General features: G+C 55.9%; 12 protein-coding genes and 1 pseudogene. 9 read left to right on the plus strand and 4 right to left on the minus strand.

The annotated features are described in order from the left end of the window. Window positions 1-183: pseudogene (locus VAE57_RS00915) on the plus strand (hypothetical protein); the annotation flags it as partial. Between the two features lie 76 nt (window positions 184-259). Here the strand turns inward: VAE57_RS00915 and VAE57_RS00920 are convergent. Both VAE57_RS00920 and VAE57_RS00925 read right to left on the minus strand, forming a co-directional pair. Beyond that, window positions 260-694, minus strand: a complete 435-nt coding sequence (locus VAE57_RS00920; RefSeq protein ID WP_322820059.1) for an RNA 2'-phosphotransferase — start codon at window positions 692-694, stop codon at window positions 260-262. A 616-nt stretch (window positions 695-1,310) separates the two neighbouring features. Next, entirely contained in the window at window positions 1,311-1,532 is a 222-nt protein-coding gene (locus VAE57_RS00925; protein WP_322820039.1) for a DUF2892 domain-containing protein, read from the minus strand. Between the two features lie 192 nt (window positions 1,533-1,724). Between VAE57_RS00925 and accB the strand changes: the two genes are divergently transcribed. From accB to tgt, 8 genes are all read left to right on the plus strand, one after another. Then, complete coding sequence (gene accB / locus VAE57_RS00930) at window positions 1,725-2,249, plus strand: acetyl-CoA carboxylase biotin carboxyl carrier protein (RefSeq protein WP_322820040.1); 525 nt, start codon at window positions 1,725-1,727, stop codon at window positions 2,247-2,249. Then, window positions 2,249-3,442: an exodeoxyribonuclease VII large subunit gene (gene xseA / locus VAE57_RS00935; RefSeq protein ID WP_322820041.1), complete on the plus strand. Its 1,194-nt coding sequence runs from the start codon at window positions 2,249-2,251 to the stop codon at window positions 3,440-3,442. Before accB ends, xseA begins: the two co-directional genes overlap by 1 nt. Continuing rightward, a complete protein-coding gene (gene xseB, locus VAE57_RS00940; protein ID WP_322820042.1) occupies window positions 3,435-3,632 on the plus strand; it encodes an exodeoxyribonuclease VII small subunit in 198 nt (65 codons plus the stop codon). The genes xseA and xseB overlap by 8 nt, the downstream gene beginning before the upstream one ends. Before the next feature lie 17 nt (window positions 3,633-3,649). After that, window positions 3,650-5,608 (plus strand): hypothetical protein, encoded by a 1,959-nt coding sequence (locus VAE57_RS00945; RefSeq protein WP_322820043.1) that lies wholly within the window; start codon window positions 3,650-3,652, stop codon window positions 5,606-5,608. 16 nt (window positions 5,609-5,624) lie between these two features. Next, entirely contained in the window at window positions 5,625-6,005 is a 381-nt protein-coding gene (locus VAE57_RS00950; protein ID WP_322820044.1) for a RidA family protein, read from the plus strand. Between the two features lie 75 nt (window positions 6,006-6,080). Continuing rightward, window positions 6,081-6,866 (plus strand): hypothetical protein, encoded by a 786-nt coding sequence (locus tag VAE57_RS00955; RefSeq protein ID WP_322820045.1) that lies wholly within the window; start codon window positions 6,081-6,083, stop codon window positions 6,864-6,866. After that, a complete protein-coding gene (locus tag VAE57_RS00960; RefSeq protein WP_322820046.1) occupies window positions 6,863-8,494 on the plus strand; it encodes an oligosaccharide flippase family protein in 1,632 nt (543 codons plus the stop codon). Before VAE57_RS00955 ends, VAE57_RS00960 begins: the two co-directional genes overlap by 4 nt. Window positions 8,495-8,609: 115 nt before the next feature. Beyond that, window positions 8,610-9,827: a tRNA guanosine(34) transglycosylase Tgt gene (gene tgt / locus VAE57_RS00965; RefSeq protein WP_322820047.1), complete on the plus strand. Its 1,218-nt coding sequence runs from the start codon at window positions 8,610-8,612 to the stop codon at window positions 9,825-9,827. A 469-nt stretch (window positions 9,828-10,296) separates the two neighbouring features. On the opposite strand, the gene VAE57_RS00970 is transcribed toward tgt, so the two are convergent. Both VAE57_RS00970 and VAE57_RS00975 read right to left on the minus strand, forming a co-directional pair. Continuing rightward, a complete protein-coding gene (locus VAE57_RS00970) occupies window positions 10,297-11,202 on the minus strand; it encodes a hypothetical protein (protein WP_322820048.1) in 906 nt (301 codons plus the stop codon). Window positions 11,203-12,073: 871 nt separating this feature from the next. Further along, a complete protein-coding gene (locus VAE57_RS00975; protein WP_322820049.1) occupies window positions 12,074-12,688 on the minus strand; it encodes a CvpA family protein in 615 nt (204 codons plus the stop codon). Window positions 12,689-12,998 lie beyond the last annotated feature (310 nt).

Consider the following 12,998-nt stretch of genomic DNA (forward strand, 5'->3'; position numbering starts at 1 on the left):
CATTCATTGCCGACCGCCTCCATTGTTCGTGGCGAGCACACCCGGTATCCGTGTGACCAGCCGGGTCAATGGCCTGCCACGCGCCGGATCGTGAGCATGGTTGGCGCGGCAGCATGGCTGCCGCACGCCAAACTGCGCAACACCTGGATGATGAGCGAGCAAGGTAACCAATCCGGCGTGTGATGACACCGGAGATGGTTATTAGAGTGCGACAGAACAGCTTTTATGAAATAAGTTCTAATATGTTCTACCCCGTTCATCATACCGGAAACTCAATAAACCTTGCCGGCACCTGTTTCGTCGCCCATACTCCATTTGCCGATACGTAAAACACATAACCGGCAGCCATCATCGCCGCGGCATGCACCGTCAACACAACTGGTCGACCGTGGCGTTGTCCGACGGTAAGCGCTGCTGCTTCGTCTTGGGAAAGATGCACATACTGTCGTTGGCCGGGGAGCAACCCATCACGCTTGATCGATGCGACGAAGCGCTCCGCCGTGTCGTGGTAGAGCGCAGGCGACGGTGGTGCAGGTGTCAGTTGCAGATCGACCGGTAGCGAATGGCCCTGATTTGCCCGAATCCGTCGACCGTCGGCACTGAAGGCAAAGCGCTGTTTATCGTTTTCGGCAACTACCTGTTCAATCTGCGCCTGACTCAACCGCAATCCGTGGCGATTGGCACACCGGATCAGCTCATCAACTTCTGCTCAGCCGTGTTCATCGAGTGTTAACCCGATCTGTTCAGGACGGTGGCGCAGCACCAGGCTGAGAAGCTTACTGATTCGGATGAGTTCACGCTGTTTCATCTGTCGGTTAGTAAGGTAGAATAATACGCTTTGAGCATTGATCTGAATGACTCTGCCCGCTATGTCTCGTCATTTGCAGTGCAGTACACCGTTGAAGGGTCGTCTGCAAGCGAACGGAGGATGGAAACTGCGATCCAGTCGGCTTTCCCCAGCTTATCAAACCATACGAAGTGTCGGCAAATCATCGGTAGGTCGACGCAGGCATCAGGTCAAATCTGGTCGCGTAGCTTTGGTGGTGTGACACTAATGCATAGAACGCACTGCTGCTATTCGCAAATGGCACACGATGATGTGCGCCAACGAATGTAGGGGCAAATACATATTTGCCCCTACTCCTCATCATCGGCAGTAGTACCGCCTGTATACGCTCACGAACGGCTGTTGATCTTGTGCAGACCCGACTCGTACTGTAGGTTGTACGCAGCGCTTGTATAGAGAGTGTGATATAATTCACATAGCCAATGCCGTCATCAAGTCTATCAACGTACACGTACCGATCAGGTCAGGCTCGCTTCTTTACCTGTTCTCGCTTGTAGGTGTTGATTCCAAACGGCCAGTACAGCGGGCAAACCGCGAATGCAGCGGTAGCCAACATAATCAATGCCAGGAAACCACAAATGACCTGGAGCCAGAACATCTGGCCAAACAGTGAGATGAGACCAAAAACCATGGTTAATACCAGACGAATATCGCGATCAAAAGTGCCCAAGTTGCGAGAAAACATAGCTTTGTCCTTTCCCTACACCATATCTCGTGCCTAGCATAACAATCTCTGTCAGTGTTGTCGGTAAAGATATTGCTACTTGCCGTAACGATAACTTATCGGTATTGAGGGGCGTATTCTGGTGTGTAGCGTAGCACAGCGCCTCTTGTGATACAATAGGGTAGTTTCGCCAGAATGATGCTGTGGGGAGCTATGAAGGACGAAACAACAGAATTGCCAGCCGATCAGCCCGATCCCTTCGGTCTCGCTGCCGTTCGCATGCTCTTGCAAATGCTCGAACGGAGCGACGTTTACGAAATCACGATTGAAAACGGTGATGCAAAGCTACACGTTAAGCGCGGTCAACCGGGTGGAGTGATCTATTCGGCTCCACTGCCAACAGCACCGGTTTCCAGTGCATCAATACCGGCTACACCGGTCACACCGTTTGTTCAGCCGCCACCTGCACCGGAAGGACCGCCGGTCGAGATGCCGGCAGGCCATACGATTACTGCGCCAATGGTCGGTACGTTCTACGCTGCTCCTTCGCCAAAAGATCGACCGTTCGTCCAGGAAGGCGATGAAGTCCGGGTTGGCGACACCGTTGGTATTGTTGAAGCGATGAAGATGATGAATGAGATCGAGAGCGATGTGGCCGGTCGGGTCGCCCGTATCCTGGTCAAGAATGGTCAGCCGGTCGAGTATGGGCAACCACTGATGGTGATCGAACCACTCTAATGCGTGCGTTTACGGTATCCGACCTCAATAGTGCACTGCGTGCTCATCTGGAAGACGAAGGCTTGTTTTTCGATATCTGGCTGCTGGCGGAAGTGGTAGAGTTTCGGCGCTACCCTTCCGGCCATTGCTATTTTACGCTGAAAGATGAGCAGGCGAGCATTCGGGCTGTCCTCTGGCGCTCGAAAGCTGAACAAATAGCCTTGTTGCCGGTTAATGGTGAAGCGGTGCTGGCGCATGGACGGGTCGGTTTCTATGAAGCACGCGGTGAGTTGCAGTTTGTCGTTGATCAGATTGTGCCAGCCGGTGTTGGTTTACTCAATGCCCAACTGGAACATCTACGCGCTCGTCTCGAAGCGGAAGGGTTATTCGACGAACGTCGTAAGCGACCATTACCGGTTCTGCCCCGTCGTATCGGTATTGTCACGTCGCCACAGGCGGCTGCCCTGCAAGACATGCTCACCATTCTGCGTCGCCGCTATCCATTAGCCGAAGTCATCCTCTCGCCGTGTCTGGTACAGGGTGAGTTAGCACCGGCCAGTATTGTCGCCGCGTTGCGGCGTGCCTATGCCGAACCGCTTGATGTTGTCATTCTGGCCCGTGGTGGCGGCGCCAGCGACGATTTGGCCGCCTTTAACGATGAACAGGTTGTACGGACAGTGGCTGCCAGCCCGGTGCCGATCATTACCGGTGTTGGTCACGAGACCGACACGACGCTGGTTGATGCGGTGGCCGATGTTCGTGCACCGACCCCCTCAGCCGCCGCCGAGCTGGTCGCGCCGTCGCTCTCCGATCTGCGGCAGCGGATTATCGATCTGCGTGAACGCGCAGAAGTTGCGCTTTTGACCTGCATTGATGCTCAACGCAGCGAAGTAGCCCGGCAGCGGCTCCTGTTGCAGCGTCATCATCCCCGTCGCCGGCTCGATGCAGCTCGCCAGACGATTGATGATCTGATGCTGCACCTGGATCGCGCCTTTTCCCGCTGGCTTCAGCTTGAGCGGACACGCCTGCACGGTCTGCATTCCCGTCTGGACACGCTTAGCCCGCAGGCAACCCTTGCCCGTGGGTATGCGATTGCCCAGCACGCTGATGGGCGAGTTATTACCGATTCATCGCAGGTACAGACCGGTGAGCACATCGCGCTGACGCTACGCACCGGGATTGTACACGCAACTGTGGAGTCGACGAATGAGTGAGCCGAATCCAGTTGAGCAGTACGAGCAATTACTGGTCGAGTTGCAGCAGATTGTTGAACGCCTGGAACGCGATGAATTGTCACTGGCCGAAGCGTTGCAACTGTACGAACGAGGCGCTGAACTGGCCGCAACCTGTCAGCAATTACTTGATATGGCAGAGTTACGGGTTCGCCAGATTGCGGATGCCTGAAGAAAGGCAGGTCGCTTATGAGCGTCATAGTTGCCGAAAAGGTGTACGATTACCCGTGGCGTCGTCGCATTGGACTGGTAACGCTAGGGAATCTGCTTGTACTGCTCAGTGTGTTCAGTGCACTGTACCAACTGGCACGTGGCTTGCTGGCGGCCAACGAAGGTCTGGTCGCTTGGTTGCGACGTACTGTCTGGCTTCGCCCGCTACTTGATGCGCTCTCGCCATTACCTCAAGACCTCAATCTCTGGATGAGCGAGGCGCTGGGTGTGCTGCTGTGGTCACTGGTCGGCTTGCTGATTGCATTGGTCTTGCTCAATGCCTTTCCCGCCGTTCGGGTGAGTAGTCGTGGCCTGCTGGTCGCGTTTTCCGGTAGCTGGCTGCCGGTCGCGTGGGAAGATCTGCAACACATTCATGTGACCAGTGATGCCGCTGGACAGCGCTTTATCTTGCTGCTCATTCCGGCGAAGCAGGCAAAGCGACTGACCGGCTGGCACCGTCTGTACGGTCTGTTGTACGGCACAACCTTGCGACCGGCCTTCTTCATCTCGTCGGATATTGATGGGTTCGATCAGTTGCTGAATACCATCTTGCAAGAGAACGCACGGGTTATTCGTGGTATCGAGGGCGGTCAACCGGTGGTAGTTGATGAGCAGCGGCGTTCTCCGTTGTTGAGTCTACTGCTCCGGAGTAAGTCGACTGCTGAGGCAGCTCCGGCAGCAGTGAATCTGCCGCCGACCAACCAGCCTGATGTGGTGGCGACACTACCACGCTTTTCGTTGGTGCAAATCATTACCTTTGGCTCAGCCACAGTCATTCTCCTGCTGGCATTGTTCCACTACCGCAGTTACTGGGATCGGGCTTTGAGTCTGCTCTTTCCAGCCTACCGTAGTAACCCGGCGGCGTTGTGGGTCAGTCGCGATCCGGTCTACAGAGCGATTTTCGAGTCGTATCAAGGGATAGGCGTACCATTGTTTGGCATCGCCGGACGTGCCGATCTCCCAGCGCCATTCTGGCTCTTGATCGCCGCCCACCTTATGCTTGCTCTGGCTGTCATTGCCGGGATTGCTATCGTGGCCGCAATGCCGGTGGCCGCTGTAGCCGGCCAGCAAAGTCTGACTATTCGCTATACTCGGAGATTACAGGGACGACGCCTCAGTATCGATGTCCCCTGGACGCAGGTACAGGCGTGCAAGGTGATCGATCTGGGTTTTGGCAAACAGATCGCGTTTGTCCAATCCGCACGCCTGCCCTGGTTGTACCGTTTGTGTGGTCTGATCGTTAGTGGAAGGTGGCAGCCGGGAGTTATTCTGGTGGGCACGATGACCAACTGGGCCGATCTGATCGTTCGTTGTACCGAGTGGTTGAATCATCTGCCACCAATTAAAGGGACACCACGCTTTCAACCGACAGCGTTTGCGCCAAACCTGCAACTGATCGGGCAGCCGGTTGCCACTATCAAAGCCATGGCAGTAGAACTTGCTGCTGGTGAGCGTTCAATCAGTTCGCTACTCTGGGCTGCTGCCCGCTCAATGCTGCTGGTGTCATTGCCGGTTGGTTTGATGTTCTCGCTCCCGGCACTGCTCGATGGAGATCGCTGGCCAGACATTGGGATGATCCTCAGTGGTCTTGCTTTCTGGCTGGCCGGTTTGCTAGAGTGGCCGCTGATTGTGCTGATCTCGCTCCTGATCCAGGGCAACTTCACCAGCGAAGAGGATCAGGCACACATTTTTGCCTTCTATCCGCTTGTGCAGATGCCTCGCCTCTTGCCGATGCTGCTGGCGTTGGTATGTCTGCTGATCAACTTACCCTGGTTAGCCGCTCTCTTCTGGTTTGGTGCGCTGGCTATTGCCTATTGGGTTACGGCTGCGCTGTGGGTTGAAGTCTACGAATGGGATGGTTCACAGGTGATTCTCGGTGGTTTACTTCCTGTGATCTGGAATATTTTTGTGATGCTTGGGTTCTGGCTCTTACGTTAAGCGAGGGATGACACCAATGGAACGTACACCCATCAGTACCGACGCTGCTCCGGCAGCAATTGGACCGTATTCACAGGCCGTTCGGGCCGGTAATCTGATCTTTGTGTCCGGGCAGTTACCGATCAATCCGGCTACCAATGAGCTGATCACCGACGACATTGGGGCAATGACCCGACAGATTTTTGCAAATATTGCCGCGATCCTCCAGGCCGCCGGTAGCTCGCTCGACCGCATTGTGAAGACCACTGTCTTCCTTGCCGATCTGAGCGATTTTGCCGCGATGAATGCTGCCTACGCCGAACATTTCGGTGAGGCATCACCGGCCCGTTCGACAGTACAGGTGGCTCGTTTGCCACGCGATGCCCGGATCGAGATCGAAGTTATTGCATTGGCCTGAAATCCACTGCAACGTTTGCCGCTGTTGCCCGGTTTATTATACAGAGCACACACGTATAATCAACCAGAGAATGATATGCAACAGCGGCTATGGTGGTTTACCAGTCTGATCGGTATCATCGGGGTGCTGGCCTGGCACCAGCGTCCTGACGGAAATTTGCACGTGATCTTGCTGCCAACCGCCGGCGATGCCATCCTCATTCAATCGCCCGGCGGTTCGTTTACGCTGATTGATGGTGGTCGTGACCCGGTAGGGTTGGCGGTTGAACTGGGGAAGTATCTCCCCTTCTGGCAGCGTCGGCTCGCGGCTGTGGTGTTAACCCGGATCGATGATCAGCATGTGCCCGGGCAGTTAGGCGCATTACGTCGCTATCAACCGGCGCTGGCACTGGCACCGGCAGACGTAGGCGGTGAATGGCGTGCGGTATTGCACGATCTGGCAGTCCCAATTCGCCACTTACAGGCCGGCCAGCAGGTTGATCTCGGCGGTACCCGGCTGCGGGTACTGGCCGTCCACGAGGGGAAAGAGGGTGGGGCTGTGCTGATTATTGAGTATCGTGCGACTCGTATTCTTGTTCATACCGGTGGTAGCAGGGGCGACCCAGCCCTCGCTACCCTGGACGGTCAACCAATCGACCTGTTGATTTATCCCTGGCAGCGCCCTATTGACAATCCGCTCCTTGCCCAACTCCGTGTTCAGGCGGTAGCTTTCAGTACCGGTTTTCAAGCCGCTGAACCGGCGCTCCACACGTTGCACGAACGCCGACAACTGGCACCGCAGGTATACCATCCCCAACTCGATGGTGCAATCCGCCTGATCAGTAATGGTCGTGCAATCAAGATAACAACACAATTGCCATGAATGTTGATCGTTTGACTCTGGTCTTGTTACTTATCGGTGCTGGCCTGCTCATCCTCGGCGCAGGTGCCATACTCTGGCGGCGTTTGTATCGTGACGACTCGGCAAACACGGTGCGCCGTATCTTCAAAAACAGTGCCGTCACCTTTGGCTTGCGGCTGTTTGTGCGTGGCCTGGATACCGTCATCCTGCTCCTTCTGGTCGGTTCACTCGATCCGGCTGCGTTGGGTGCATACAACACCGCCGCCCTACTGGTCGCGCAGTACCTGGCAACAGTTACCGAATTTGGGCTGGGTGTCCTGCTCACCCGCGAAGTTGCCCGCCATCCGAACGCCGCCCAACGCCTGTTCGGGGTTACGCTCGGTTTGCGCTTCATCTTGATTGGTGTGGCTGCCGTGCCGGTCGCCTGGCTGGTTATCACTGCCTATCACGCTATCGGTGCTCTTGGTCTCAGCGAACCTCTCACCAATGAGGGGCAGCATGCGATCTGGATTCTGCTCTTAACCCTGGTACCTGGCGCCTACAGCGGCGCGGTCACGGCTCTCTACAATGCCGCCGAACGCATGGAAGTGCCGGCAGCCATTGAAGTGTTTACTGCACTCATCAGTTTTCTGGTCCGGATTGGCGTCCTTGTGCTGGGCTGGGGAGTGATCGGGTTGGCCTGGGCTGCGGTGTTCGTCAGCTCGATTACCGCGCTCATCTTTCTGGCCTTGCAGGTACGCACCTTTTTTACCCCAACCCTGAGCTTCGATGGCACTGCGCTTCGTCAGCTCGTGCCGCAAGCTCTGCCGCTGATGCTCAATAACCTGCTGAGTGTTATCTTCTTTCGCTTTGACCTCTTCATTGTGCGTGCGTTCGGCGGCAGTAATGCCGATCTCCTGGTGCAGCAATACGTTCTGCCGTATCAGTTGCTCAACATCGCCCTGGTCTTGCCGCCCGCAGTCACCTTTGCCGTTTTCCCGCTGTTAGCGCGTCGGGCCGGTGGTGTGCGGAGCGAACTGGCGTCCGCCCAACAGCGCACTCTCCATCTCCTCTTACTCATCGCGTTTCCGCTGGCGATGCTCATGACCGTCCTGGCCGACGATCTGGTCTGGCTCTTTGCCCGCCGTCGCTTCGCCGAATACCTGCCCTCGGTGACGGTTCTGGCGGTGCTGGCCTGGTTCCTCCCCCTTTCGTTTGTCAACGGCTTGTTACAGTACGTCTTGATCGCAATTGAGCGCCAGACGGCAATCACCCGTGCGTTTGTGATCGGTGCTGCCTTCAACCTGACCGCTAACCTGATCGCAATCCCGCTTGCGATTCGGTCGGGCCGCCCACAAGACGCGCTACTGGCAGCGGCGGTGATTACCATCTTGTCAGAAGTGGTGTTGTATATGGTCTTTCATCCGGTGTTACGCCGTGAGGGACTGGCACCAGCGATTCACCGACTCATGTGGCGCCCGGCCCTCGCCAGTTTGCTAATGGCAGTCGTGATGGTGCCGGCAATCCTCTGGTTACCGGGCTGGCCGGGTAGTGCCGTGGCAATCCTGATTGGCCCAGTTGTCTATGTTGCCGGCCTGTGGATGCTGGGGGCCATCGGCGCCGAAGAGCTGGCATTGGCGCGGCGAATCGCCGGTCGGACAGTATTCTGACGAAGCGATGGGTGTGGACAGTAGTACTTATTTTTGATCAGCGATGGTAGTCGGGTATAATACCGACCTGTGTTGATAACACCCTGATCAGCGTATCAGATACGAAATAAACTGTATGGCACCATTTACTATCACCGCTCGTGATCCAGAGAGCCGCGCTCGCGCCGGTCTTCTCCAAACTGCCCACGGCACGGTAGCCACACCGGTCTTCATGCCGGTCGGCACGCGGGCAACCGTCAAATCCCTTACACCCCACGAACTCCGTGACCATGGCGCATCGATCATTCTGGGCAACACCTATCACCTCTACCTCCAGCCCGGTCACGAATTGATCGCCCGTCACGGTGGCTTGCACAGCTTTATGGGCTGGAACGGCCCGATTCTGACCGACAGTGGCGGCTTTCAGGTCTTTTCACTCGTCTACGGCGGGATTGCCGACGAAGTGAAAGGTCGTCGTCCTGCCCATCCAACCCGCCTCAACGATATGGTCACCGTCACCGAAGAGGCGGTCATCTTCAAGTCATACCTCGACGGTTCACGCCACGTCTTCACCCCCGAACGCAGCATCGAAGTGCAGCACCACCTTGGTGCCGACATCATCGTCTGCTTCGACGAGCTGCCGCCATTTCGCGCTGGCTACGACTATACCGCTCAAAGCATGGCCCGCACCCACCGCTGGGCCGAACGTTGTCTAATTGCGCACCAACGTCGGGATCGGTCGGTCTTGCCCAACCCCGATCAACTACTCTTCGGAATCGTCCATGGCGGCATCTTCCCCGATCTACGTCGGGCCAGTGCTCGCTACATCAGCAACATGGCCTTCGACGGTCTCTGCATCGGCGGCTCGCTCGGTGCAAACAAAACCCAGATGTACGAAGTGGTTGCCATGACCGTGCCGTACCTGCCCGACGGCATGGCCCGCCACCTGCTCGGCGTCGGCGACGTTGACGACCTGCTCGAAGGAGTGGCGCGCGGGATCGACATGTTCGACTGCGTCAGCCCGACCCGGCTTGGCCGACACGGGGCGGCCCTGATCCGTAACCGCGAGCGCAACTGGCGGCTCAACGTCACCAACGCCGCCCTTCGCGACGACCGACAACCACTGCAAGAGGGCTGCCTCTGTTACACCTGTCGCCACTTCTCACGCGCCTACATCCATCACCTCTACCGCTCAAAAGAGCTGCTCGGCATCAGACTGGTGAGCCTGCACAACGTCGCATTCTTGCTCAACCTGATGGCCGACATCCGCAGCGCTCTGGCAGCCGGCCGCTTCGGCGAACTCTACACCGAATGGTTGGGTAAACCGCTACCGGTTTTATCGTCGCCCGAATAGCCGCTCCTCATCCCCGACACGACTGGATCATAATGGGTGGAATGGGCATAGCCACCAGACACGATATACGAGGCGCTGCCCAAGCCACCCCGCCTCTGCCTGCCCGCCCTCGCGATACGGAGAGGTCATCAACCGAAAACGCACTGATTATCGATAAAACCACTCCTAGAGGGCGTAATACCAAATCGGGTTTATCACAGCTCGCTATCTAACGTCATTTGAACGCCGCATCCGCGAGCACTACACTGCGGTGCACAAGCATTGGTATCCCCTAAACGCGCATCTCCGGTGCGCTCACCACCTGCACCGGTAGAACTCGCCGCCAGCAGGGGCAGGTGAGATGGGGGCGGCTCGGCCCCTGGCGGGACCCAGTATCGGTAGAACCCGCTGCCAGCGGGGGCGGGTGGGGCGGGTCGCATACTACTTCCAATCACAGCAGGGTACCTCTTACACAGATGGATCGAAGGTGTTATGGCCGTTGCACAACCGGCACAAACACCCGATCACACGCCGTAAGCAGACCATTGCGCACGGCTGAGCGATACACCGCATCTGACAAAGTAAGCGTATCAGTCACGTGTTGGTGGTACGTCGTCACAAGCAACGCCTCGGCCTGCCAGTCGTGCTGGATGGTGCCTGTGGTATCGCCCATAACTCGTATAAAAGCGTCATAACAGCGAAATGTGCCCAACGGCAAGGTGTCTCGCCTACCAGTAAAGGCAGCTTGAGCAGTCGGCTCGTCGGTAAAACGCTCAAGCGTTGCTCCTATCGTCTCGCCTGCATTACCAGTACACTGAAATTGATGGGTCGAGTCGTTGATAGTTTCGACTTGTTGGTAACACCCCATCTCATACGCCGCCTGTTGCAATACAACAACTTCCTGCTGAGCTACTGGAACAGTTACTGACAACGGCTGTGAACTATCGAATGCCCAGTATGCCGGGCCGGGATACCCTAGATGCACCTCAAAACTCGTTGTGGCCAGTAATTCCACTTCACCGATCCCGATTACTTGCAACTGAAACGAAGCGTTATCACTTTCTCCGCTCGCCAAAGCCCGATTGTGCGTGATCGAGATCGGCGAGATCGGTGCCAGGATCGATGACGGCTCAAGCAAAAGCCGGTAGGTTGGCTGTCCTATCTGCCCACAACCAGCATTGCTCAAGGTAACAGTAATCTGGACGATACTGCCGACGACTGGCGTAACCTGATTTGTCGTCAGATCAAGATTACTCGTGTGCGTAGTGCAGGTAAGGATAGACGGTGGTGCGTATATGTCGGTGCTCTGGGCAATGAGAACACGAGCGCCGGATAGCGTAACAATGATCGCGAAAGCAAGCGTGAGGGTAAACGCGAATGCTGTTGGCTGCTGCATCGTAGCCTTCTTTCGTTGCAGAGTTTCGCGTTGTATGCAGACTAACCGTACAACATATTGTAATGCATCTGAAACACCTGTGCAGGCAATTATCACTGTTGAAAATACGGAGTTGGCGTACCCTAAACCATAGAACGTATTTCATAAAAGCTGTGCTGTCTCCTCCCAGACGGTCGTACAGACGTATGAACGCTTGCCAATCGCTAACGACAGCATAGCCTGTTCCCAGTCTGCCGGTATGGTAGCGAGAAGGGTTGATGACTATCTTCGGTGCCATCGTGCTGAATGGATTGCCTTGCCCGCTTGTCATGCACGTGTCGCGATGTGTGGAGTACGATAGCCATGCTGCCGCAGCAGCCGTAACACGATCCAGGGCGTGACACGCCGTTGACCCTACTGGTCACGGGGAGGCTGGGTGTGCTCGTCACGATCTCATAGAGTCGGACAGGAATGAATTGAGATAGCTTCTCGTAACTGTTTTTTGAAATGGGTTCTAGTATAGATGTACCGAAATCAAGGGTCAGCTCGAAGCATGACTTCCGCTCACCAGAGGGGTGTAGGTAGCACGTAATATCAAATCTGGTAGGATAGAAGACATGACACACCAGCCGATCATTACCCTGATTCTTCATCTGAACCATATACCTCTGGGCGCCAGTAGGGGCGACGCATGTATCGCCCCTACAACGCTCGCCGGTGGCACACCTAAACGATACATGCAATAAGTTATCCCCTCCTACCCTATCAACGTGGAACACTATCAGGCTAAAAACAAACATGTAAGCATATCTGACACACTCCTCTGTTCCCCGGTTATAAGGCTCGGTTTAGATGGTATGTGCTGGCTAACGGCTCCGTTCAGCCATCTGCCTCAACGACGCCGCTGATCAAGCGCCTGATCGATTCGCTCTAATACCCGCAGAGTTGCTTCCTGCGATGGCAATCTGTCAGCGTCTAATTCGCGTTCGGTATGAATCGCGTGCAGAAAGCGTAGCAACAAAATCAACAGACCGGTCAGCGTCAAAGCCAGCATACCCCAGGGAAGCAGATCGCTCACCAATGGCACAACAGTCGTTGTTGTCAACCATGTCGTAATAGCCGGATCAGGCCAGGCGACGCCGGCATAGCGGACCAGATATGTGATGACCAGGGCTGCATTCACCAGACCAATTGCTGCGCCGATCAACCGATGCGACCATTCGGTAGCATTCTCCAGGCCAAGCTCAAAAATCGTGTCTACCCCGTAGCCAACTACTATCGCGATCAGCAGGAGGCCGCTCAAGGCCAGAAAGAGAGGCCAACCGGCAGCCATGCCTGCTGGCGTTAGCAGATGCACGACTCCATCACGCCAGAGGTCAACCAGCACGGTACCGATAAGCGTGCCAAGCAGCACAAACCCACTCGGCCATGCCCCCCGCTGAAACCCTGCAATGACAAACAGAAGTAGAATTACTATCGCTCCCCCATCGATGAACAGATTACCCATACCGTCACTCCTTGGCTAACGTCATGTGCATACTACATATTGTAGCAATTCAGAAGTAGAATGCTAAAACCTCATAATTGAATGATGGCTCAGTCGCTGCACCAAAATGAACGAAGGACTGATCACATTCTGGTGGCAGCATACAGCGCCTGATCAGATCAAAAGCACGTCTTCCGTCCTCTTGACATAGCGACCGCAAGCTGGTGTGGATGAGACATGTGGATGAGACAGGCAGGTTATCCTCAACCTGGGAGCGCAAGCCTCCGGCTTGTCCTGGCGCCTGCCATCGATCCACTCCTGACCCAGACAA

Origin of the sequence: Chloroflexus sp. (assembly GCF_034434295.1) — a bacterium.
Lineage (GTDB): Bacteria > Chloroflexota > Chloroflexia > Chloroflexales > Chloroflexaceae > Chloroflexus.